At 63.5% G+C, this 23,591-nt stretch carries 21 protein-coding genes; 10 read left to right on the plus strand and 11 right to left on the minus strand.

All coding sequences use genetic code 11. The features are described 5' to 3' along the window. Positions 1-11: 11 nt before the first annotated feature. Together gyrA and ACPS74_RS02025 are read left to right on the plus strand one after the other, a co-directional pair. On the plus strand, positions 12-2,741 hold the full coding sequence (gyrA, locus tag ACPS74_RS02020; protein WP_029651019.1) for a DNA gyrase subunit A: 2,730 nt from the start codon (positions 12-14) through the stop codon (positions 2,739-2,741). Positions 2,742-2,769: 28 nt separating this feature from the next. Then, positions 2,770-3,543, plus strand: coding sequence for an SDR family oxidoreductase (locus tag ACPS74_RS02025; RefSeq protein WP_018408292.1), 774 nt, complete (start codon positions 2,770-2,772; stop codon positions 3,541-3,543). Between the two features lie 17 nt (positions 3,544-3,560). On the opposite strand, the gene ACPS74_RS02030 is transcribed toward ACPS74_RS02025, so the two are convergent. Further along, positions 3,561-3,803, minus strand: coding sequence for a hypothetical protein (locus ACPS74_RS02030; protein ID WP_014889725.1), 243 nt, complete (start codon positions 3,801-3,803; stop codon positions 3,561-3,563). A 62-nt stretch (positions 3,804-3,865) separates the two neighbouring features. Here ACPS74_RS02030 and ACPS74_RS02035 point away from each other — a divergent pair, with 62 nt between their 5' ends. The 3 genes from ACPS74_RS02035 (at position 3,866) to ACPS74_RS02045 (ending at position 6,732) form a co-directional block, all read left to right on the plus strand. Next, a complete protein-coding gene (locus ACPS74_RS02035; RefSeq protein WP_029651017.1) occupies positions 3,866-4,381 on the plus strand; it encodes a DNA-deoxyinosine glycosylase in 516 nt (171 codons plus the stop codon). A 67-nt stretch (positions 4,382-4,448) separates the two neighbouring features. Further along, entirely contained in the window at positions 4,449-5,987 is a 1,539-nt protein-coding gene (metG, locus tag ACPS74_RS02040; RefSeq protein ID WP_029651015.1) for a methionine--tRNA ligase, read from the plus strand. Positions 5,988-6,249: 262 nt separating this feature from the next. Beyond that, positions 6,250-6,732, plus strand: coding sequence for a hypothetical protein (locus ACPS74_RS02045; protein ID WP_239754480.1), 483 nt, complete (start codon positions 6,250-6,252; stop codon positions 6,730-6,732). Positions 6,733-6,957: 225 nt separating this feature from the next. Here the strand turns inward: ACPS74_RS02045 and ACPS74_RS02050 are convergent, their stop codons facing one another. From ACPS74_RS02050 to ACPS74_RS02060, 3 genes are all read right to left on the minus strand, one after another. Then, positions 6,958-7,326, minus strand: a complete 369-nt coding sequence (locus ACPS74_RS02050) for a VOC family protein (protein WP_029651010.1) — start codon at positions 7,324-7,326, stop codon at positions 6,958-6,960. A 72-nt stretch (positions 7,327-7,398) separates the two neighbouring features. Beyond that, a complete protein-coding gene (locus ACPS74_RS02055; RefSeq protein ID WP_029651009.1) occupies positions 7,399-8,541 on the minus strand; it encodes a CapA family protein in 1,143 nt (380 codons plus the stop codon). Then, a complete protein-coding gene (locus ACPS74_RS02060; protein ID WP_018408282.1) occupies positions 8,538-8,804 on the minus strand; it encodes a hypothetical protein in 267 nt (88 codons plus the stop codon). Before ACPS74_RS02060 ends, ACPS74_RS02055 begins: the two co-directional genes overlap by 4 nt. Before the next feature lie 257 nt (positions 8,805-9,061). Between ACPS74_RS02060 and ACPS74_RS02065 the strand changes: the two genes are divergently transcribed. The 4 genes from ACPS74_RS02065 (at position 9,062) to mazG (ending at position 12,718) form a co-directional block, all read left to right on the plus strand. Beyond that, positions 9,062-9,853, plus strand: coding sequence for a TatD family hydrolase (locus tag ACPS74_RS02065; protein ID WP_029651007.1), 792 nt, complete (start codon positions 9,062-9,064; stop codon positions 9,851-9,853). Beyond that, positions 9,850-10,644, plus strand: coding sequence for an MBL fold metallo-hydrolase (locus ACPS74_RS02070; RefSeq protein WP_029651005.1), 795 nt, complete (start codon positions 9,850-9,852; stop codon positions 10,642-10,644). The genes ACPS74_RS02065 and ACPS74_RS02070 overlap by 4 nt, the downstream gene beginning before the upstream one ends. Positions 10,645-11,159: 515 nt before the next feature. Continuing rightward, a complete protein-coding gene (locus ACPS74_RS02075; protein WP_026222959.1) occupies positions 11,160-11,825 on the plus strand; it encodes a cold-shock protein in 666 nt (221 codons plus the stop codon). A 71-nt stretch (positions 11,826-11,896) separates the two neighbouring features. Further along, complete coding sequence (mazG, locus tag ACPS74_RS02080; protein WP_029649015.1) at positions 11,897-12,718, plus strand: nucleoside triphosphate pyrophosphohydrolase; 822 nt, start codon at positions 11,897-11,899, stop codon at positions 12,716-12,718. A gap of 37 nt (positions 12,719-12,755) precedes the next feature. Here the strand turns inward: mazG and hflX are convergent, their stop codons facing one another. The 7 genes from hflX to dusB form a co-directional block, all read right to left on the minus strand. Continuing rightward, positions 12,756-14,120: a GTPase HflX gene (hflX, locus tag ACPS74_RS02085; protein ID WP_029649016.1), complete on the minus strand. Its 1,365-nt coding sequence runs from the start codon at positions 14,118-14,120 to the stop codon at positions 12,756-12,758. Positions 14,121-14,124: 4 nt separating this feature from the next. Next, complete coding sequence (hfq, locus tag ACPS74_RS02090) at positions 14,125-14,388, minus strand: RNA chaperone Hfq (protein WP_026222957.1); 264 nt, start codon at positions 14,386-14,388, stop codon at positions 14,125-14,127. 229 nt (positions 14,389-14,617) lie between these two features. Next, entirely contained in the window at positions 14,618-15,985 is a 1,368-nt protein-coding gene (locus tag ACPS74_RS02095) for a sigma-54-dependent transcriptional regulator (RefSeq protein WP_018408274.1), read from the minus strand. Next, the gene (locus tag ACPS74_RS02100) at positions 15,985-18,273 is read right to left on the minus strand and encodes a sensor histidine kinase NtrY-like (RefSeq protein WP_029649017.1); all 2,289 of its coding nucleotides are present in this window, start codon (positions 18,271-18,273) and stop codon (positions 15,985-15,987) included. Before ACPS74_RS02100 ends, ACPS74_RS02095 begins: the two co-directional genes overlap by 1 nt. A 55-nt stretch (positions 18,274-18,328) precedes the next feature. After that, on the minus strand, positions 18,329-19,801 hold the full coding sequence (gene ntrC / locus ACPS74_RS02105) for a nitrogen regulation protein NR(I) (protein ID WP_029649018.1): 1,473 nt from the start codon (positions 19,799-19,801) through the stop codon (positions 18,329-18,331). 28 nt (positions 19,802-19,829) lie between these two features. Then, positions 19,830-21,002: a two-component system sensor histidine kinase NtrB gene (locus tag ACPS74_RS02110; RefSeq protein ID WP_029649019.1), complete on the minus strand. Its 1,173-nt coding sequence runs from the start codon at positions 21,000-21,002 to the stop codon at positions 19,830-19,832. Then, positions 20,999-22,048 carry a tRNA dihydrouridine synthase DusB gene (gene dusB / locus ACPS74_RS02115; RefSeq protein ID WP_051381709.1) on the minus strand — a complete coding sequence of 350 codons (1,050 nt, stop codon included), beginning with the start codon at positions 22,046-22,048 and terminating at the stop codon, positions 20,999-21,001. The genes ACPS74_RS02110 and dusB overlap by 4 nt, the downstream gene beginning before the upstream one ends. 100 nt (positions 22,049-22,148) lie before the next feature. On the opposite strand from dusB, the gene ACPS74_RS02120 reads away from it, so the two are divergent. Next, on the plus strand, positions 22,149-23,360 hold the full coding sequence (locus tag ACPS74_RS02120) for a bifunctional 2-C-methyl-D-erythritol 4-phosphate cytidylyltransferase/2-C-methyl-D-erythritol 2,4-cyclodiphosphate synthase (RefSeq protein WP_029649021.1): 1,212 nt from the start codon (positions 22,149-22,151) through the stop codon (positions 23,358-23,360). Positions 23,361-23,591 lie beyond the last annotated feature (231 nt).

Consider the following 23,591-nt stretch of genomic DNA (forward strand, 5'->3'; position numbering starts at 1 on the left):
CTGGCGCTCACTTGGCCGAAGACGATCCCAAAAAAAGCGATTCCGACAAGCCCGGCTCTGACATAAGGCCGGTTTCGATCGCCGACGAGATGAAGCGCAGCTATCTCGATTACGCGATGAGCGTGATCGTGTCGCGCGCGCTGCCGGACGTGCGCGACGGCCTGAAGCCCGTGCATCGGCGCATTCTCTTTTCGATGCACGAGAACGGCCACACGCCCGATAAATCCTATGTGAAGTCGGCGCGCATCGTCGGCGACGTGATGGGTAAATATCATCCGCACGGCGACGCGGCGATCTACGACGCGCTTGTGCGCATGGCGCAGCCCTTTTCGATGCGGTTGCCGCTCATCGACGGGCAGGGCAATTTCGGATCGGTCGACAATGATCCGCCGGCGGCGATGCGCTACACCGAGTCCCGGCTCGCAAAGCCTGCGCTCGCGCTGCTCGAAGATCTTGATGAAGGCACCGTCGACTTCCAGGCCAATTACGACGGCAAGGAAAACGAGCCGACGGTTCTGCCGGCGCGTTTCCCCAATCTGCTGGTCAACGGCGCAGGCGGCATCGCCGTCGGCATGGCGACGAACATTCCGCCGCATAATCTCGGCGAGGTCATCGACGCCTGCATCGCCATGATCGATCGGCCCGACATCACCATCGCCGAGCTGATGGACATCGTGCCGGGACCGGACTTTCCGACCGCGGCGAGCATTCTCGGGCGTGGCGGCATTCGCAACGCCTTCACGACCGGCCGCGGATCGATCATCATGCGCGCCAAGTCAGAGATCGAAACTCTGCGCAAGGATCGCGAGGCGATCATCTTCACCGAAATTCCTTATCAGGTGAACAAGGCGACGCTGATCGAGCGCATCGCCGATCTGGTGCGGGAGAAGAAGATCGAGGGCGTCGCCGATCTGCGCGATGAGTCTGATCGCGACGGCATGCGCATCGTCGTCGAACTGAAGCGCGACGCTGTCGCCGACGTCGTGCTCAACCAGCTTTGGCGTCATACGACGCTGCAGACAAGCTTTCCCGTCAATATGATCGCGTTGAACGGCGGCCGCCCGGAGCTGATGACGCTCCATGACGTGCTGCGCGCCTTCGTGGATTTCCGCGAGACGGTCGTCACCCGCCGCACGAAATTCCGCCTCAACAAGGCGCGCGACAACGCCCATCTGCAGGTCGGCCTCGCCATTGCGGTCGCGAATATCGACGAGGTCATTCATCTCATCCGCACGTCGCCCGACGCGACCGCGGCGCGCGAAGCGCTCATGGCGCGCGATTGGCCGGCCAAGGACATGGCGCCGCTCGTCGAACTGATCGCCGACCCGCGCCATAGACTCAGCGATGATGGCGCCATCCGGCTTTCGGAGGCGCAGGCGCGCGCCATCCTCGAATTGCGTCTGCAACGGCTCACGGCGCTCGGACGCGAGGAAATCTCCGAAGCTTTGAACAAGCTCGCCGTCGAGATCGCCGATTACCTCGACATTCTGCGCTCGCGCGAACGCCTGTTCGGCATCGTCAAGGACGAACTCCTGGCGGTGAAGGAAGCTCACGCCACGCCGCGCCGCACGCAAATCCTTGAGTCCGACGGCGAGGTCGAGGACGAGGACCTGATCGCGCGCGAAGACATGGTCGTCACCGTCTCGCACGCCGGCTATATCAAGCGTGTGCCGCTCTCGACCTATCGCGCGCAAAGGCGCGGCGGCAAAGGCCGTTCCGGCATGCAGACGAAGGAGGAGGATTTCGTCCACCGTCTGTTCGTCGCCAATACGCATACGCCGGTGCTGTTCTTTTCCTCGCTCGGCAAGGCCTATAAGGAAAAGGTCTGGAGATTGCCGCTCTCGGCGCCGCAGGCGCGCGGCAAGGCGCTCGTCAATCTGCTGCCGCTCGAACAAAACGAGCGCATCACCTCGATCATGCCGCTACCCGAAGACGAGGCAAGTTGGGCGACGCTCGACGTCATTTTCGCGACGACGCGCGGCACGGTGAGGCGCAATAAACTCTCCGATTTCGTCGACGTTCGCCGCAACGGCCTCATCGCCATGAAGCTCGACGACGGCGAAGCCATTGTCGACGTCGCGACCGCGACAGAGCGCGACGACGTGCTGCTGACCACACGCGACGGCCAATGCATCCGCTTCGCCGTGCCGGAGGTCCGCGTCTTCCAGGGCCGCACCTCGATGGGCGTGCGCGGCGTGGCGCTGGGGCAGGACGATCGGGTGATCTCGCTGTCCATCCTCAATCATTTCGACGCCGCCGGGGAGGAACGCGCCGCCTATCTGAAGCGCGCCAACGCGCTGCGCCGGCGCATGGGCGAAGATGTGTCGCCCGAGGCGGGGACCGAGACGGAAGAGGCCGCGATCGCCGTTGAGCTGTCGGATACGCGCTTTTACGAGATGCAGGCGGCCGAGCAGATCATTCTGACCGTTTCCGAAAACGGTTACGGTAAGCGTACGAGCTCTTACGAATATCGTACGACGGGTCGCGGCGGCAAAGGCATCGTCGCCATGGCGGTGAACGCCAGAAACGGCAAGCTCGTCGCCTCCTTCCCCGTAGGCCATGGCGACGAAATCATGCTGGTGACGGACGGGGGCCAGCTGATCCGCTGCTCCGTCGACGGCATCCGCATCGCCGGGCGCGGCGCTCAGGGCGTCATTGTCTTCGACACGGCCGAAGACGAGCGCGTCGTTTCCGTCGAACATATCGGCGATGTCGGCGAGGGCGAGGACGCCGAAGCCTAATCTGGACGCTCAACGATAGGGTAGGCGCATGAGCGAGGGCGGCGACGACGCAGACGGCCCCGTGCTGGTCACCGGCGCGCCGCGTCGCATCGGCCTGGCCATCGCCGAGCGCTTCGCGCGCGAGGGGCGGCCCCTCGTGCTGCATGCCTCTCCGCGTTCAGCCGAGGAGGCGGAGCTTGCAGCGCACGCGATCCGAATACGCGGCGGGCGCGCGGCGACGGCGATCGCCGACCTCGCCGATGCGGAGTCGACGCAGCGCCTCATTGAGCAGGCCGGCGAAGCCTTCGGACCGCTACGGCTCCTCGTCAACAACGCCTCGATTTTTGAAGTCGACGCGGCGCAGGACTTTTCGCTCGAGCTTTATGAGCGGCAGATGCAGGTCAATCTGCGCGCGCCGCTGCTGCTGTCGCGCGACTTTGCGGCGGCGTTGCCGGCAAGCGTCGATGGCGCGATCGTCAATATCCTGGATCAGCGCGTTTTGCGTCTCACGCCACGCTACTTCTCCTATACGCTGTCGAAATCGGCGCTGTGGGCGGCGACGCGCACCATGGCGCAGGCCTACGCGCCGCGTATTCGCGTCAATGCCGTCGGGCCGGGGCCGGTCTTTGCAAATGCCGCGCTCGGCGAGCGGGAGTTCGAGATGGAAGCCCGGGGCGTGCCGCTGCAGCGGGCAGCCGACGTCTCTGGCGTGGTCGACGCCGTCGTTTACCTCAGCCGGGCGAAAAGCGTGACCGGGCAGATGATCGCCGTCGACAGCGGCCAGCATCTGGGCTGGCGCACGCCGGACGTCGGGCCCGAGTAGACTTGGCGTCGCCGGCGCTAGTCGGCGCTCGGAAGGCGGCGCATCGTGAACTCGATCCGCCCATCCTCCAGCTCGCGCCAGAACTCGATCTCGGTCATATAGGCGGCCTTGGGGAAGCGCTCGAACCACTCGCGCGCCTTTGCGCGCGCCTCGAGACGCTCCAGCGAGAAGGTCTCACGCCGCCAGCCATTGGTGTGACCGCTCCGCTTCTCGGCGAAGCGCCTCGCAAGATCCCTCGGCGCGTTTTTGGTTACGCTCATACTCGTGCTCCGAGCGATCAATTTAGCGCATCGGAGGCGGGAAGGGGAGTCGCAGATCCGTCATGACCTATTCAGTCGGCTTCCCGCCTGCGGCGACCTGCGATGCGAAGCTCTTGATTCTTGGCTCGCTTCCCGGCCAGCGTTCTCTGGAGCTCCGGCAGTATTACGCGCAGCCGCGCAACACGTTTTGGACGCTGATGAGTAGCCTGTTCGGCTTCGACGCCGACGCTTGTTACGTCGATCGCCTCCAGAGCCTGAACACGCGCGGCGTCGCCCTCTGGGATGTCTGCGAAAGCGCCCATCGGCCGGGCAGCCTCGACCAGCGGATCGAACGCTCGACTGTGCGCGTCAATGATTTTGAGCGCTTTTTCGAGATGCATCCAGACATCACGCTGATTGGCTTCAATGGCGCTACAGCGGCCAGCCTGTATCAACGGCTGGTTCTGCCCAGACTGTCGGTTCGCGCCGCGGCGATTGCTTCACGCCGACTGCCCTCGACGAGTCCCGCGCATGCAACGCTGACGTTCGCCCAGAAGGAGGAAAAATGGCGATCGGCGCTCGCCCCATTTCTCGATTAGCTTTGGGGCGCTTCCCCGCGCCCAAAAACCGCGCTAGACCCGAGCCATGCCTGAACGTCCCCCTTACATGATCTCGACGGCCATTCCTTATGCGAATGGCGCGCCGCATATCGGCCACGCCTATGAGCGCATCGCCACCGACGCCTTCGCGCGATGGAAGCGGCTCGACGGCTATGAAGTGCTGTTTGTCACCGGCATGGACGAGCACGGGCAGAAGATGCAGCGCACCGCCGAAAAGGAAGGGCTGACGCCCTTGGCGCTCGCCGACCGCACGGCCGCGCAATTTGCCCGGATGGGCGAGGCGCTGAACGCCCGCGCCGACGACATCGTGCGCACGACGCAGGCGCGCCACAAAGAGACCGTGCTCGAAATGTGGCGGCGGATGGAGGCGAACGGCGACCTCTATCTCTCCAAATACGCAGGCTGGTATTCGGTGCGCGACGAGGCCTATTACGACGAGGACGAACTCACCGAGCGGGACGGCAAGAAATTCGCGCCGACGGGCACGCCGGTCGAGTGGGTGGAGGAGGAGAGCTGGTTCTTCAAACTGTCGGCCTATGCGGAGAAATTGCTCGCGCATTACGCGGCTTATCCACACTTCATCACGCCCGAACACTATAAGAACGAGATCGTCGCCTTCGTGAAGCGCGGGCTCACGGACCTCTCGGTGTCGCGCACGACCTTCGACTGGGGCATCGAGATTCCGCCCAGCGCGCAGACCGCCGCGAAGCATGTGATGTATGTATGGGTCGATGCGCTTACTAATTACGTAACGGCTACAGGATACCTTACGGAAGGCGGAAATAGAGCACGCTTCTGGCCGGCCGACGCGCATGTCATCGGCAAGGACATCACCCGCTTTCACGCCATCTACTGGCCGGCGTTCCTGATGTCCGCCGGCGCGCCTTTGCCCAAGCAGGTCGTCGTGCACGGCTTCCTGTTTTCCAAAGGCGAGAAGATGTCTAAATCGGTCGGCAATGTCGTCGATCCCATCGATCTGGCCGAGCGCTATGGCGTCGACCAGCTGCGCTACTTCTTCCTGCGCGAGATCCCCTTTGGCCAGGACGGCAATTATTCGCACGAGGCGATCGTCAATCGCATCAACGCCGATCTCGCCAATGACCTCGGCAATCTCGCGCAGCGGTCGCTGTCGATGATCGCCAAAAATTGTATGGGCGCCGTACCACGTAAACATGCGCTTACGGACGCCGACAAAGACATTCTCGCGCAGGCGGCCGACGCTCTCGCGAAAGCGCGCGCCGCCATGGAGGATTACGCGCCGCACCACGCGCTGGCGGAAATTTTCCGTATCGTCGCCGAGGCCAATCGCTATTTCGCAGGTGAAGAGCCCTGGGCGAAGAAGAAGAGCGACCCTGCGCGGATGGAGACGATACTCTACGTCACCGCCGAGACGCTGCGACGTCTGGCGATTCCCCTGCAGCCATTTATGCCCGAGTCCGCCGGCAAGCTTCTCGATCTCCTGGGAGTCGGCCCGGACGAGCGGGACTTCGCGCATGCCGAGGAGGCGAACGCCCTGCAGGAGGGCGCGCCGCTGCCGCCGCCAACGCCTGTCTTTCCGAGATTTGTGGAGGAGGAGGCGAATTAGTCCCGCTCCAGCAGGCGCGGGGAGCCGCCGCCGCGCTCGCCATGCGCTGACCATAATCAGCCGTTTCAAATGGCGGGTGCGCAGCGGCCCGCAATGACCTTCGTCATTGCGGGCTTGTCGGCCAAAGCGCGGGCGTGCAATTATGAACGCCCGGGCTCCTTGTGAAGCAACTCGCGCCGCTCGGTCGAGCGCCCGCGCAACAATATCCGCCTTCGTTGTGTCGTATCTCGGACGGCTCTTTTCTTACAGAGGAACTCATGGAATGGCGCGTGGCATTTCAACAATTCTGACGGCGGTTATATTTGGCGCGATCGGTTTCGGGCTCGGCATCTACGCTGCGCCGACCGAAGGCGTCGCCAATCTGAAAGCCGCGATCGAGGGCCGGTTTAAATCCGCGCCCGCCGAGGACGCTGCGCCGGCCGAAACCCCGGCGGCTCCCGCCGAGTCGGACGCGACCGCCCAACCCGACGCCTCGGCCGCGCCTGCGCCTGAGATGCCTCCGGCTGAGCAGCCGGCGGCCGTAGAGGCTCCAATGGAGAGCGCGCCTGCGCCCGCTCCGGCACCGTTGACCGAAGCGCCGCCGCCGCCCCAACCCGCACCCATGGCGATGCCGGAGGCGCCTCCGGCGCCAGAGGCCGCGGTCGAACAGCCGGTTAAGCCGAAGCCCAAGCCCAAGCCCAAGCCCAAGCCCAAACCGAAGCCCGCAGCTCCGGTCGAGGCGCCGGCCGAACAGCCGGCGCAGTAGGCGCCAATCGCCGCCGCCCGCCCCTGTTCGAACCTCACGAGCGGGGCGGGGTCGCGGCAGGCGCTTCTGTCTCCGTTCATTGAGGGAATGTCGCCATGACTAGCGACAAAGCGCGCTTTGTCGGCGACATTCCCATTTTTTACGACCGGGGTCTCGGCCCGGTGATCTTTGAGGATTACGCCGGCGATATCGCCCATCGGACGGCCGCGAGAAGGGCGGCGCCCGCTACTGCGGCTGCGTCATCAGCTCGAGCACATGGCCGTCAGGGCTTTTGAAATAGACTCCTCGGCCGCCGTTCCAGTCGTTCAGCTGACCGTCCGTGAATCGACCCGGCGCGCTTCCAAAGGCGACGCCTTCGTCCTTCACGCGCCGGAAGATCTCATCGAACTCATTGTCGCCGACGTGGAAGGCGTAATGGCTGGCGCCGAAGCCCTCATCCTTGTCGAACAGCAGGGTGAGTTCGCTATTGACCTTCACCGGCGCGAAATGGCCCTTGGCGCCGTCGTAGCGCAGACCGAAAATCCGTGCGAACCAGCGCGCCGCCGCCTCATTGTCGCGCGCCGGCACGATGGTGTGATTGAGAATGATGGCCATCGATCAGCTCCGCCTGTCTCTCGATCATTCAGATGGGGAGTCGCGGCCTCCCAGTCACGAACGTCGCGGCGCTCATTCGCCGCCGGACCAGGAAGCTGACAGCGCGCCATCTGGTTCGCGCCGGACGCGAACGCCGAATGGGGCGCTTTCGCGATCGAGCGTTTGCGCAAGCCATTTGGCGTCGGCGGCCGAGGCTCGTTCGAGGCGAAAGCGCCGCATATGCAGCGGGACCATTCGCAGTTGGATGAGATCGCCGCTCGCGTCGAGATCGACGAAATACATCATTGAGAGATCGCCGCGATAGAGTTCGTGGCCATCGATGCCCTCATAGTCGTTGAGGAAATCGCCGCAGCCATAAAGCGCCAAGCGGTTGCGATGAACTTCAAATCCCCTCGCATGATGTGACGAATGTCCGTGGACGACGGAAGCGCCGGCGTCTTCGATCAGCCGATGCGCGAATTGTCTTTGGGCGTTCGAAACGCCATAGCCCCAATTCGAGCCCCAGTGGATCGACATCACCAGAATATCTTCGCTGCGCGCCGCGTTTCGCGCCAGATCGCAGGCGAAGGCCGCGCTTTCCGCAGAAAGGTCGGGCAGAAGATTGACGCCGGGCGACGACGGCGTCGCCGCCCACTCCAAGGGCGTTCCGCTGTCGGGCAGGGCGAAGGACAGCACGACCACCCGTCCCTTGCTCGGGATCTCAATAATCGCCGGCCGCTGCGCTTGGCCGGCGGAGCGTCCGGCGCCGGCGACGGCGATATTCAGGCGCTCGAGCGCGCCGAGCGTCTCAAGGAGGCCGGAGCGTCCCCAATCGAGAACGTGATTATTGGCAAGCGCGCAACAATCGATTCCGGCGGCGCGCAGACATTCCGCATTCTGCGGACTGACGCGATAATTGATCGCCTTGTGCTCGGCCGTCTCGCTGCGCGTCACGCTTGTTTCGAGATTGACGATGCGGGCGTCGGGCGCGTGTGCTTCAAGCGCGGCGAGCGCGTCGCCCCAGATATAGGAAGGATCAACCGACCGCGGAATCGGCCCGGACGCCGCTTCGGCCAGGCGAACATATTCATGCGCCGAGGAAACATATTCCTCATAGAGATTGGGCGGGCAGGGCGACGGAAGGATTTGATCGACGCCTCGGCCGATCATCACGTCGCCGCACAGGAAAAGTCGGACGGCCGGCGCGCCGTCACCCGGCGGCGCGGCTTCGCTCATATCGTTGGGGGAAGATTCTCTTCGTCGTCGCCGGCGACCAGCGAAACGATTTCTCCCGCCACGTCCTTGAGCGGCGCGCCGGCGCCAAAGATGTCCGGATCGCCGGACATCCACATGGCCGCCTCCTCGACGTCAGCGATCGTTGGCCGCAGATCCATGATCGCCGACAGCGTCGCGTCGTCGATGTCGCCGAGGACGTCCGTCACGTCCTTGATCGTCGCCAGCGGGCGGCCGTCGCCGTCCGGCGCGGAAGACTGCGTCAAGTTATTGCTCCTCGCGCTTGCAACGTCCCGCCCGAGCTTGATCCGTGACGGTCTCGCATAATGCCGGCGATGAGAAAGGCGCGTTGCATAGCCAAGAAAATATAGCGCCGCGCATCTTAGCCGCGAAGGAGCCGGAGGCTAAATATTTGTGTTTTCCGCCGTCCGAGCCATATTGCCGCATAGATCCAAACGCGTCATCAAGCACCCGGCGCGCGCGCCCGCGGCCATTCAGTGTTGCTCTTTCCTGACCGAGTCTGATGCTCATCGATACCCATTGTCACCTCGACTTTCCCGATTTCGCGTCAGAACTCGCGGAGACGATCGCCCGCGCCAAGGCGCGCGGCGTCGCGAGAATGATCACGATCTCGACGCATCTGTCGCGCTTCGACCGTGTGAAGGCGGTCGCCGAAGCCTATCCGGAGGTCTTTTGCACCGTCGGGACGCATCCGCATCATTCGCACGAAGAGGCCGAGCCGACCGTCGAAGCGCTGGTGACTCTGTCGCAACATCCAAAATGCGTCGGATTGGGCGAAGCGGGCCTCGACTATCACTACGACCACGCGCCGCGCGAGGTGGCGCAGCGCATCTTCCGCATTCACGTCCAAGCCGCGAGGGAAACCGGCCTTCCGCTCGTCATTCATACGCGCGACGCCGACGACGACTGCGCCGCGATTCTGAAGGACGAAATGGGGAAGGGGACTTTCCCCGCCCTGCTCCATTGCTTCACGAGCGGCCCCGAGCTCGCCCAAACGGCGCTGGAGCTCGGCCTCTATATTTCCTTTTCTGGCGTTGTGACCTTCAAAAACGCCGAATATCTGCGCGAGATCGCCCGCGACGTGCCGCTGGAGCGCATGCTGGTCGAAACCGACGCGCCGTTCCTCGCGCCGACGCCCCATCGCGGCAAGCGCAACGAGCCGGCCTTCGTCGTCGACACCGCGCGCGTGCTCGCCGACCTCAAGGGAATCAGCGCCGCTGAACTTGCAATCGCCACAACCGAAAATGCGTTGAGGCTGTTTTCCAAAATGCCGCCTCTGGACGCCGTCGCGTGAGCCTGAGAATCAGGATCCTTGGGTGCGGCTCGTCGGGCGGCGTGCCGCGCGTCGGGCAGGGCTGGGGAAAGTGCGATCCGGACAATCCGAAAAATCGGCGCCGGCGCTGCTCAATTCTCGTCGCGCGCGGCCCTGCTGACGCAGCGACGCAAGTGCTCGTGGACACGGGACCGGATCTACGCGAGCAACTCATCGACGCCGACGTCAAGCGGCTCGACGCGGTTTTCTATACCCATCCCCACGCCGACCACACGCATGGCGTGGACGATGTGCGCGGCCTCGTCATTCTGAGCGGTCGGCGCATCCCGGCCTATATGGACGAACCGACTTCGCGGTCATTCGCCACGAAGTTCGACTACATCTTCAAGACGCCGCCGGGGAGCTTTTATCCGCCGCTGATGACCGAACATCGGCTGCATTTGGGGCGCGCCGAGACGGTCGACGGACCCGGCGGCGCCATCGTCGCCACGCCGTTTCGCCTGGACCATGGCGACATGGACGCTCTCGGCTTCCGCTTCGACAACGTGGCCTACACGCCGGATCTGCACGCGATTCCGCCTGAGAGCGTTCAGTATCTGGAAGGGCTCGATCTCTGGATTATCGACGCGCTGCGCCATCAGCGGCACGGCACACATCTTTCCGTCAGTCAGGCGCTGGACTTCATCGCGCATTTCAAGCCAAAGCGCGCCGTTCTGACGGATCTGCACGTTGATCTGGATTACGACGCGCTCGCCGCGACGCTGCCGGAAAATGTCACGCCGGCTTTTGACGGAATGGCGCTCGACGTCTGACGTCGCAGCCATCGCCAAAAATGATATATTTTGGTTCCATAATATCGATTATGCGAATCGTGGATGAGGGATGCGGCTGGCGCCGTCGGCCCTTGCCTTTCGCTCGCCTGAGATTTTGCGTCGATGTCATGTCCGGCGGAACGCCGCCGCCGGCGTCCTCGGATGACGCATTATGTTGACAAGGCGCCGCGTGTTCAGCGCATGGCGCGACAGTCCCACCCGCGCAGCTCATCTAAACTCCTGCAATCGCGAACATTCCCGCCGACGCAGGAATTTGACCTAGTTGTCAAACTATGGCGACTGTTTGGATTTTTGGATCACCCCACGGATTTCTCTGGCCTTCGGGGGCAAAACTCTGGTAAAAGGCTCGCTGCGCGGGACTATATGGCATTCAAGAGGCACATCATCGTCGTTTCCGGGCGGGCGCGTTATTTGAGACGCGCCAACTGGAGCGGTTGGGCGCACAAGGTTGGCATAGCGGTCTTGCCGTTTTTGGCGGAGACGAGCAGGTAGACATGAGCAAAGGTAGAGATTTTCGGGGCCCCCGCAAGCGCGGATTTGATGACGACGCTCCGTATAGCTATGATTCGCCGCGCACGAGCCGCGCGCCGCGATCACCCTTTGGCGGCGGATTTCCAGATTCGCCGCCTCCGATGTCGAACGAGCCAGCAGTCGACGCCATCGTGAAGTGGTTCAAGACTGACAAGGGCTTCGGCTTCGTTGAGCTTGCCAATGGCACCGGCGACGCGTTCCTCCATATCGGCGCCGTTCAGGCGGCGGGATACGACACGCTGCCGCCCGGCGCGAAATTGCAGGTGCAGGTCACGAGCTCGGTGAAGGGCCAGCAAGTGGCGCGCATTCTCGAGGTCGATTTGGCTGGCGCCGCTGAGCGCGCGCCGCCGCCGCCGCCGCGCGCAGGCGGCGGTTTTGACAGCCCCCGGCCCCGTCGTCAGGCGCCCGATCCGTCGACTGCCGTTCCGGTCGCCGGCAAGGTCAAATGGTTCGACGAGACAAAAGGCTTCGGCTTTGTGCAGTCGGACGACGGCGGCAAGGACGTGTTCGTCCATATTTCGATTCTGGGCCCATCCGGCGTGAACCGCCTCGCCGAGGGGCAGCCGGTCACGATGCAGGTCGTCGATACGGCGAAAGGCAGAGAAGCGCTGTCGATCATCCTGGATTGAGCCTCGCTCCGTAGATCCGTGCGCCGCGATCCTCCTTGAGGGCCGCGGCGCTTTTCTTTTGGGAAACCCTCATGTCCGGTCGACCGCACGGCGACGTCGCCAGACTGATCGAAATCATGGCGGCGCTGCGCACGCCCGGCAGCGGCTGTCCCTGGGATCTCGAGCAAGATTTCCGCTCGATCGCGCCCTACACGATTGAGGAAGCCTATGAGGTCGCTGACGCCATCGAGCGCAACGATCTTACCGAGCTCAAAGACGAGTTAGGCGATCTCCTCTTGCAGGTCGTGTTCCATGCCCGAATGGCGCAGGAGCAGGCGGCCTTCGCCTTCAAGGACGTCGTCGACGCCATCTGCGACAAGCTCATTCGCCGGCATCCGCACGTTTTCGGCGACCTCCAATCTCTCGACGCCGACGGCGTGACCACACAATGGAGCGCAATCAAAGCGCGCGAGAAGGCGGCGAAGGAGGGCGCGCCGCCGGCCAGCCTGCTTGACGGCGTGCCCCTCGCCCTGCCCGCTCTGACGCGCGCCCTGAAGCTGCAACAGAAGGCGTCCGCGGTCGGCTTCGACTGGGACGACGCGCAGCAGGTTCTTGGCAAGATTCGCGAGGAAACAGAGGAAGTCGCCGCGGAACTCGCCGCTCCTGGCGCAAAGGCTTCGCCGGCGCTTGAAGAGGAGATCGGCGATCTACTCTTTGTCGTCGCCAATCTGGCGCGTCACGCCAAGGTCGATCCCGAGCAGGCGCTTCGTAGCGCCAATAACAAGTTCGAGCGGCGGTTCCACCATATCGAGCGGCGCCTCGCCGAGATGGGCCATTCGCCTGAAGCAGCGTCTCTCGATGAGATGGAGGCGCTGTGGGTCGAGGCGAAAGGCGCGGAGCGCAAGCCGCGCTGACGGCTCTCTCAAACGTCTGAAAATTACGCGCCGTCCGTTAGCGCCCAGCGCCGGCTTCGCGGATCATTTCGGCCTGAGGGAACCGCCTCGCGAGGCCCTCCGAACGTTCAGGATCGATACGAACGATGAGATGGACGCCGCCCTCCGGCAACGCTTCGCGTTCGAGCACTTCGGTATGGGCGTGAAGCCAGGCGAGCCCCTCGCCGTCGGCGACGTCGAGGTTCATTTCAAATCGAACCCGTCCCGCCGCCAGCGTGGATTCGATCCTTGCCAGCAACTCATCGAGCCCCTGCCCGGTCAAGGCTGATACGAGCGTCGGCCGCCGTTGAGGCTCGATCCCGCTCACGGCGAGCTGCAGCGCCGAAAGCCGATCGGGATCGAGCGCGTCGATCTTGTTCCAAACCTCCAAGATCCGCCCCTCGGCTTCGCCTTTCAGACCGAGTTCGCTCAGGATCGACTCGACGTCCTTCGCCTGCGCTTCCCAATCTTCGTGCGAGACGTCGCGAATGTGGAGAACCACGTCGGCCAGCGTCACTTCTTCGAGCGTCGCTCGGAAGGCGGAGACGAGCATGGTAGGCAGGTCGGAGATGAATCCCACCGTGTCGGAGAGCAGGACGCGCGCGCCATGCGGCAATTTGATCTGGCGAAGCGTGGGATCGAGGGTCGCGAACAGCATGTCCTGCGCCAGCACCTCGGCCTTGGTCAGACGATTGAAAAGCGTGGACTTTCCGGCATTCGTGTAACCGACGAGCGCGACCACCGGATAGGGAACGTCGCGCCGCGTCTTGCGATGCAGCGCGCGCGTGCGCTTCACCTTGTCAAGATCGTGTTCGATGCGCCGCATCCGCTCCTCGATCAGGCGCCGGTCCGTCTCGATCTGCGTCTCGCCGGGTCCGCCAAGAAAGCCGAAACCGCCGCGCTGGCGTTCAAGGTGGGTCCAGGAGCGAACGAGCCGCGACTTCTGATAGGAGAGATGCGCGAGTTCCACCTGCAGCGCGCCCTCCTTGGTACGGGCGCGCTCGCCGAAGATTTCGAGAATGAGCCCGGTCCTGTCGATGACCTTGGCGTCCCACGCCCTTTCAAGATTGCGCTGCTGCACGGGCGAGAGCTGGCAGTCCATGCTGACCAGCGCGGCGTCCTTCGCCTTGACGAGTTCGCCGATCTCTTCGACCTTGCCCTTCCCTAGGTACGTCGCAGGTCGAACTTCGTTCAACGATATGGGGAGTTGACCGACGACATCGAGGTCGATCGCCTCGGCGAGTCCCACCGCCTCCATGAGACGCGCCGCCGTGTCGCGCGCACGCGCCGCGCCGCCTTGAGTCCCATAGGGCCCAATGACCAATGCGCGGGCGCCGGCGCCGTTCGGCGCCGTCCCGTTATCTGCTCCGCTGTCAGCCTTCAATCGCCTACCGCTGTTTGTCGGCCTGGCCCTCGTCGTCGCCCGGCTCAAACATTTGTATGGGGTGTCCGGGCATGATCGTCGAGATGGCGTGCTTGTAGACGAGCTGAGAATGCCCGTCTCGTCGCAGCAATAGGCAAAAATTATCGAACCAGGTGACGATTCCCTGGAGCTTGACGCCATTGACGAGGAAGATCGTGAGCGGGACTTTATTCTTCCTGACGAAATTCAAAAATGTATCTTGCAGATTCTGCGAACGCTCTGACGACATCGGCTGTCCTGTTCTTTTTTGTGAGCCGAGCGGAATGACGCCGCCCCCAGGGGATCGTTCTTCTTTTTTCGCCGCCGTGTTCATTAGAACCTTTCAAATGGCGAAGCGCAAGGCGCAAGTCGCGCGCTTTCAGCCGCCAGTTCATGGCAAGCGTTCGGCTTTAAAACCGCGCCGACTCTCGCCGCCAACATAATGCAACGCTTTAACTAGCTCGTCTAAGTTAATGTTTCTATGACTCGACCGAGAGCGACTTAAGTTTTCGGTGTAAGGCGGACCGCTCCATGCCGATGAACTCAGCCGTTCGGGAGATATTCCCCGAGAAGCGATTGAGCTGAGCGACGAGGTATTCGCGCTCGAAAACTTCCCGCGCCTCTCTGAGTGGCAGGCTCATCAGTTTTTCGCCGCGCACGCCGGCGGGAGTCGCCGGCACGAGTTCGCCGACATCGGCCGGAAGCATTTCGGCCGTGATCGTCGCGCTGGAATCGCCAGACGTGAGGATCATCAAGCGCTCTACATTATTTCTCAACTGGCGAATGTTGCCTGGCCAGTCATGCAACTGCAGGATAGCGAGGGCGTCTTCCGAGATCCGTCGGCGCGGCATGCCGGAAGCGAGCGACATATTCTCCATGAAATAGTCGATGAGCGCCGGGATGTCCTCGCGCCGCTCCGCCAGCGAGGGAATCCGGATCGGCACCACCGCGAGGCGATGAAACAGATCCTCGCGCAGCGTTCCCTCTTCGATCGCCGAAGCGAGATCGCGCGCCGAGGACGAGATGATGCGCACGTCGACTTCGACCTTGTTCGATCCGCCGACCCGCTGAAACGTCTGATCGACCAGCACGCGCAGAATTTTCGCCTGGCTATCCTTCGGCATGTCGGCGATTTCGTCGAGGAACAGCGTCCCGCCATGCGCCTCCTCAAGCGCGCCGATCTTGCGCTCGCCGTCGGCGCCTTCGCGACCGAACAGCTCGATTTCCATGTTCTCCGGCGTGATCGTGGCCGAATTGATGACGACGAATGGCCCGCCGGCGCGACTCGACGCCTCGTGGATGCAGCGGGCGGCGAGTTCCTTGCCTGTCCCAGGGGCGCCGGTGATCAGCACGCGCGAATTCACAGGGGCAACGCGGCCAATGAGCTGCTGCAGCTGATGCGCCGCCGGCGAATCGCCGACGATGCGGTCGAAGGCTCCTGCCCGCTGGCGCAGCGCGGAAAGTTCGCGCCGCAGCTGATAGGCTTCGAGCGCCCGTTCGGCGACGAGCACCAGCCGATCCGCCTTGAAGGGCTTTTCAATAAAGTCGTATGCGCCGATCTTGATCGCGCTGACTGCGGTTTCGATATTGCCGTGGCCCGAGATCATGACCACGGGCAGGCCCTTGTGCTGCTTCTGCGCGACTTCGAGCACCTGGAGGCCGTCGAGCCGAGACCCTTGCAGCCAGATGTCAAGAAAAACCAGATGCGGACGCCGGCTTGCGATCGCCGCAAGCGCTTCATCGGAGTCTTTGGCGGTGCGGACCCCGTGCCCTTCGTCGCTCAGAATCCCGGCGACAAGCTCTCTGATGTCCTCTTCATCGTCGACGATCAAAATATCGCTGGCCATTATACCCCGCTCTGTCCCGGCTCACTTGCATGCGCCGGCGCTTTTTCAGCCTGTGCGCCAGCCGCGTGCGGCTCCTCTTTCGAGGACGTTTCCGCGGCAAGGGGCACAATGAGCCTGACGCAGGCCCCCCGACCCGACGGCGCGTCCAGCAGCTCCAGCCGGCCTCCGTGATCCTCGACGATCTTGGCGACGATCGGCAGACCCAATCCGGTGCCGTCCGATCGCGTCGTCATGTAAGGCTCGAGCAAGCGCTGCCGGTTCATCGCCGGGAAGCCCTTACCATTATCGATCACGTCGATTTCCGCCATGCGATCGCGCACATTCAATCTGATTTCGACTCTTCCCTTTTCCAGAGCGTCTTTTTCTTCTCGTGCGGCGATGCCTTCGACGGCATTCTTCACGATATTGGTGAGCGCCTGCGACAGCAAGCGGCGATCGAACTGCGCGATGACGGACGTTTCCGGCAACTCTTCGACGATGTCGAGATCGGCGTTGCCGACGCGCATGAGGAACGCGACCTGCCGAATGCATTCGTTGAGATCGTCGCGCGCCGGGCGCGCCTTCGGCATACGCGCAAAGGAGGAAAACTCGTCGACCATACGCTTGATGTCGTCGACCTGACGCACAATCGTGTCTGTGCATTGGTCGAAAATGTCTCGATCTTCCTGGATGACCTTGCCGTATTTGCGGCGCAGCCGCTCGGCCGAAAGCTGAATGGGCGTCAACGGATTTTTAATCTCGTGGGCGATGCGCCGCGCGACGTCCGCCCAGGCGGAGGTGCGCTGCGCCATTACGAGGTCGGTGATGTCGTCGAGCGTCACCACGTAGTTGTGATGTCCCGCATCGGCGCGCGCCAGGGTGACCCGCACATTCAAGGTGCGCTCGGCGACGCCGCGCTTGATGATGATCTGGCTTTGAACGGCGCGCGGAAAGACTTCCGCCGCGTCCTTCAGAATGGGGACAATCTCCGGCAAGACCGACGCCACCGAGGCGCCGACGGTCGCCTGCCCCGTCGGGTCCGCCAGCGACAGTTCCTCGGCTGAGCGGTTGAGAATGGTGACGATGCTTTCCGAGTCCACGCCCATCACCGCGACCGGCACGCCGGAGAGCACGGCCTCGGTGAATTCGCGACGTTCGTCATTGATCCGATTGGCCTCGATCAGTCGGTTTTGCTGAAGATTGAGCTCGGTCGTCATATTGTTGAAGACGTCGCCGAGGCGCGCCAAATCGCCATGCTGCTTGTCGACGTTGACGCGAACATCGAGATTGCCGGCCGACACCTCGTCGGTTGCGGCGATCAGATCCCGGATCGGCGTCACCAGCCGGTCGGCGAAATCCAGTCCAAACCAGATGGACGACAGCAGCATGATCGTTGTTAAGAAGGCGTACATCAGCACGAAGGCGCGCTGAACGGCGGCGCGATAGGCGTCGAAGACGTCATAACTGCTGATCAGGTTCTGAGCCTGTTTGGGAAATTCCACGGCGATCGGGTCAATTGGCCGAGTGACGTAAAGGAACGTGTCCTGAAAGGCGCTAAGCGCGCGCAATGCGACGAAGCTCTTGCCGTCATCGATCACGAGGCACAGAGGCTCCCCGCGTCGCGCGTCGTCGAACTCGGATTGCGGCGGGGCGATGATGATGGAGGCGGCGTTCTGCGCCACGTCGACGCGGTCGAGAATTTCGCCGTTGGATTTCACCAGCGCTGCGACGGAGAATCCCAGGAAATATGCCCGCGATTGAAATATTTGATGAAAGTACGGACGGTCCGAGTTGTAGAGAATGGCCGCGCGATCAAGATCGGACGCCGTGAGCTGCGCCTCCTGCAGCAACGCCCGGCACTGACTCTCTCGGAACACGGCCGCGGCTTCCGCCGTATTGTGGACGAAGACCTTGACGCTCGACATGAAGGCGGGATTGAGCACGCGCTCCAGAGTCAGCGACCCCGCCACGGCCAGCAGAATCGCCGGAATCAAAGCAATGACCGCGAAAAAGCCGACCGTGCGCACGTGAAGGCGCGCCGCCGCCTCGCCGCGCCGCCAGACGCGGTAGAGGCTCCAGGCCTTGACGATCACCATCGCGAGCAGAACGGCGACAAAGACGCCGTTGATGATGAGCAGCGGCAATAGGCGGTCGTCTGTCGGCGATATCGCGCCGAATTCCGCCACGACCAGGAATGTAGCCAAAGCACAGCCGACGGCGCCGATCACAATGATCGGGCCGAACCAGCTGCGAAACGGCGTTCTGCCTTTCGCCTTTGGCGGAGAAGCCGAGTCTCCGGTCAGGGCCATGGCGCCTGTATAGGCTCCGCCCGCGCCGGTTGCAATTGAACGGCCGGAAGAGTCGCTATCGCGGTGAACGCATCAGGCGGATGTCGAGGTCGTTGACCTTCTTGCGCAGCGTATTGCGGTTCAGTCCGAGCAATTCCGCCGCCTTGATCTGATTGCCGCGCGTGGCCGCAAGCGCCGCAGACACAAGCGGGATTTCGATCTCGCGAATGATCCGATGATAGAGACCGGGCGGCGGCAACTGATCCCCATAGTCGCGGAAGAGCTTGGCGAGATGGAGTTCGACGGAGCTCGAAAGCGTTTGTCCGTCGGACAATTCTTGCGAGGTCGCGGCGGCGGCTGAGCCTTTGTCGCCCGGGTCAGCCTGCCGAATCTCATGCTCGAGTTCGGTCTCGACGAGCTGATCGGAAATGACTTCCTGCGGGTGCAGCGCGGCAAGCCTGCGGATGAGGTTTTCGAGTTCGCGGATGTTGCCCGGCCAGCGGTATCTCTTCATCCGGTCGAGCGCGGCCTGATCGATGTATTTCTGCGGCAGTCCTTCGCTCGCCGCCACCTTGAAGAAGTGATGCACGAGGTCGGGGATGTCCTCCGCGCGCTCGCGCAACGGCGGCAGCCGAAGCGGCACGACGTTGAGGCGGAAGTAAAGATCCTCGCGGAACAGGCCCTGCTGGATCAGGATGCGCAGATCCTTGTTGGTGGCGGCGATGATTCGGACATTGGTCTTGATCGGCGTGCGCCCGCCCACGGTCGTGTATTCGCCCTGCTGCAGCACGCGGAGCAGCCTGGTCTGCGCCTCCATCGGCATGTCGCCGATCTCGTCGAGAAACAGCGTGCCGCCCTCGGCCTGCTCGAAGCGCCCGGCCGATCGCTGGTTGGCGCCGGTGAAGGCGCCCTTCTCATGGCCGAAGAGTTCGCTTTCGATCAGATCGCGCGGAATCGCCGCCATATTCACGGCGACGAAGGGGCCCTTTTTGCGCTTTCCGTAATCGTGCAGGGCGCGGGCGACGAGCTCCTTGCCGGTTCCCGACTCGCCATTGATCATGACCGTGAGGTCAGTCTGCATCAATCGCGCGAGGGAGCGATAGATTTCCTGCATCGCTGGGGAGCGGCCGACGAGCGGCATCCCCTCGATTTCATCGTGGCCGTTGTCCTCCGGCTGCTTGCGGGGCTCGGCCATGGCGCGGCCGACGATGCCCACGAGCTCCTTGAGGTCGAAAGGTTTGGGCAGATAGTCGTATGCGCCGCGCTCTGACGCTCGAATGGCGGTCATGAACGTGTTTTGCGCGCTCATGACGATGATCGGAAGCTCAGGACGAAGCTTTTTGATGCGCGGCAGAAGCTCGAAAGCGTTCTCGTCGGGCATGACGACGTCGGTGACGACGAGGTCGCCCTCGCCCGACTGCACCCACCGCCACAAGGTAGCGGCCGCGCCGGTGGTGCGCACTTCATAGCCTGCGCGCGAAAGCGCCTGCGCGACGACCGTGCGTATGGACGCGTCGTCGTCGGCGACCAGAATTTCTCCTCGCGTCATTGCTTCGGTCTCCCGCCTTTGCGAGATGTCATGCACGCCGTTCCTCGCGTTGATCGGGCCGCTTTGCCCTGTACATCGGCATCAAAACCCGAAACGTTGTCCGTCTGGGGAGGGACTCGCACTCCACGATGCCGCCGTGGTCGTTGACGATCTTCGCAACCAGTGCAAGTCCGAGGCCAGTTCCTGTCGATTTGGTGGTGACAAAGGGATCAAAGAGATGCGCGGCGATGTCTTCCGGAACGCCGGGGCCATTGTCGCGCACACAGAATTCGAGCGGCAGTCCAATGGGGCTTTTCTCGCCAAGCGCGCGCAGGCTGACCCCGGGCCGGAAAGCGGTCGAGAGTTCGATCTCCCCATCGACGGCTTCGCCAACGGCTTCCGCCGCGTTCTTCACGAGATTGAGGAAGGCCTGCACCAATTGATCGCGGTTGGCGTAAACCGGCGGCAGCGATGGGTCGTAGTTCTCGACGAAGCGAACGTTGCGGGCGAATCCGCTCTGTGCGACGCGCTTCACGTGATCCAGCACCGAATGGATGTTCACCTGCTCGCGCTGCAACGGACGCGCGTCGGAAAACACCTCCATCCGGTCGACAAGACGCACAATCCGATCGGTCTCGTCGCAAATCAGCCGCGTCAGCGCGCGGTCCTGATCGCCGAGCGCCGATTCGAGCAGTTGTGCGGCGCCGCGAATTCCGGACAGCGGATTCTTGATTTCATGCGCCAGCATCGAGGCCAGCCCAGAAACCGAGCGAACGGCGCCACGATGCGTCAGTTGCCTGTCTATTTTGTCGGCAATTGTCCGCTCCTGCAGCATGACAAGCACGAGCCCGTCGCCTTCGGGCAGCGGCGCGCAATGAACGTCGACGCGTCGGTCGGCCTCCTGGCCCGGTCGGCCGAGATCGACCTTGTATTCGTTGATCGTCGCGCCACGTTCGCGCACCTGCTCGATGAGCGCGGTGAGCGGCGATCCGAACGGCAGCAGCCGATCGAGCGACTGACCGATGAGCAGAGGCTTGCCGAGTTCGAAGAAGGCCTCCGCGGCGGCGTTGGCGTCCTCAATGACGCCATCGCGGGCGACGGTCAGAATCGCGTTGGGCAGAGCCTCAAGCATGCATGATCGGCCGGCGTCATTGATGATCTTGAGCGGCTCGTAGCTGCCGCAATGCGCGCCATTGCGTCGAGGGCGGTCGAAAACGCTCATGCTGCGATCCCCTGCTCTGCAGGCTGCAACTTCAGAAAAATCAGCTCAATCAGCCGCGCCGCCTCCTCGGGCGAATCCGTGGTGACCAGCGCGTGGCGCGCATCGGCTGCGGCATGGGCCGCCAAGCGACCGACGAGGCGATCGACATAGGCGGCGAGATGTTTGCGCGCGTGCCTCAACCCGGCCGACGCGCCCATCGACGCCAGTAGACCTTCGAGGTGTTCGCGCGCGATTTCGGCGCGCTGCGCCAGCGTGAGCGGCGCCCGCCGCTCGCCGGTCTGTAGAAAATGGGCGATATCGCCGACGATCCAGGGTTGCCCCAGGGCCGCCCGTCCGATCATGACCCCGTCAGCGCGCGAATGCTCGAGCATCTCGACGGCGTCGTCTTCGTCGGCGCAGTCGCCATTGGCGATCACCGGAATTCGCACGGCCGCTTTCGCCGCCGCGATCGCCCGCCAATCGGCCTTGCCTGCGTAAAACTGCTGGCGCGTTCGCCCATGCACGGTGATCATCGCGGCGCCTTCGGCTTCCGCGCGGCGCGCAAGCTCCGCGACGTTTCGGGTCGCTTCATCCCATCCCAGCCGCATCTTGACGCTCAGCGGCACGCATATTGCCTCGCGTGCTGCAGAGATCAGCCGCGACGCTTGATCGAGATCGCGCATCAGCGCGGCGCCCGCGAGGCCTCCGGTGACACGCTTGCAAGGACAGCCCATGTTGATGTCGATCCAGTCAGCTCCAGAGGATTCGGCGCTTCGCGCGGCCGCCGCCATTTCCGCCGGCTCGCGCGCGGCGATCTGAATGACCCGGGGCCACTCGCCGGCGCATTCCAGCCGCATCGCCGTTTCGCGATCGCCGCGGGCGACGCCAGCGGCGGTCACCATCTCGCTTACCGTCGCCGACGCCCCCAGACGCGACGCGATACGGCGCATGGTCGGGTCGGTCACGCCGGCCATCGGCGCGAGCAGCGCGCGACCGGTGAGCGTGATCCCGCCAATGCTCAAAGGCGGAGGGTCAAAGCCAACGCCTAGTTTTTTGGCAGTAGCCATCTTGCCCACATCATAAGCAGTTCTCTTCGCACTTGCAACATAGCATTTCTCCAGCCCGTCGCCATTTGACGGCGTTGGCGAAAACCGACAGAGAGCGGCCATGGGCGCCGCTCACCACATTCCTTCCATCGCCATCCTGATCGTCGCCGGCGGGCGCGGCGCGCGGGCGGGCGACGGCCTGCCCAAACAATACCGACCGATCGCCGGCATGACGCTGCTCGCCCGAACGCTGCATGGGCTGCATATGGCCATGCCCCAGGCGACGCTCAAGGTCGTCATCCATAAAGAGGACCTCGACCATTATGCCGCGAGCGTCGCGGAGCTCTCCCCTGCCGATCGGGCGCGGCTTCTGCCGCCGGCCCTCGGTGGCGCCAGTCGGCAGGAAAGCGTCAGGAACGGCCTAGAGGCGCTCGCGAGCGAGGGCGCGCCGGACATCGTGCTGATCCATGACGCGGCGCGTCCTTTCGCGGACGCCGCGCTCATCGCGCGCGCGATCGAAGCCGCCGAGATTCATGGGGCCGCCGCCCCCGGCGTGCCGCTCGCCGATACGATAAAGGAGATCGACGGCGCCGGCGTCGTCGTCGCGACGCCCGACCGCGCGAGGCTTTGCGCCGTGCAGACGCCGCAGTCCTTTCGCTTCGATCTGATAATGGAAGCCCATCGCGCGGCGGCCGCCGGCGGGCGCGATTATACCGACGACGCCATGATCGCCGAAGCCGCCGGCGTGAAGGTGCATATTTTTGAAGGCGATACCGCCAATTTCAAACTCACGACGCAACAGGACTTCGCCCGCGCCATGGAGCAGTTGAAGCAACCCGCATTCGCCGATCTGCCCGACATCCGCATGGGTCAGGGGTACGACGTCCACGCCTTCGGGCCAGGCGATTCCGTTTGGCTCGGCGGCGTCGCGGTCCCGCATACGCATGGCCTCGCCGGCCATTCGGACGCCGACGTGCTGTCCCATGCGATCACCGACGCCATTCTCGGCGCCATCGCCGAGGGCGACATCGGCGCGCATTTCCCCCCGTCCGATCCGCAATGGAAGGGCGCGGCGTCATCGATCTTTCTGGCGCGCGCCTGCGAATTGGTGCGCGCGCGCGGCGGCGCGATCGCCAATGTCGACGCGACGATCATTTGCGAAGCGCCGAAGATCGGTCCGCACCGGGAGCAGATTCGCGAAAGCCTCGCGGCGACGATGGGCGTCGAGATCGGCCGCGTCGCGATCAAGGCGACGACCACCGAGCGGCTGGGATTCACCGGCCGGCAGGAAGGCATGGCGGCGCTGGCGATCGCGACGGTGCGGCTGCCGTGAGAGACTGAGCGAACCTGCATCTGCTCCCAGTCGCGTCACTGCGCGCCGGACGCGAAGCTATCCAGTGTCGCTGACGTATCGGATTGTCATTCCCGACGCGCGCTTGCGCGCGATCGGGAATCCAGAGGCGCAACAAACATCCTCGTTATTGCTCTGGATTCCCGGTCAGGCCTGCGGCCTGCCGGGAATGACACAGCGCGCAATGACGACTGGCCCGCATGACCTGCTATA

Origin of the sequence: Methylocystis sp. SB2 (assembly GCF_049817085.1) — a bacterium.
In the GTDB taxonomy this organism is placed as follows: domain Bacteria; phylum Pseudomonadota; class Alphaproteobacteria; order Rhizobiales; family Beijerinckiaceae; genus Methylocystis; species Methylocystis rosea.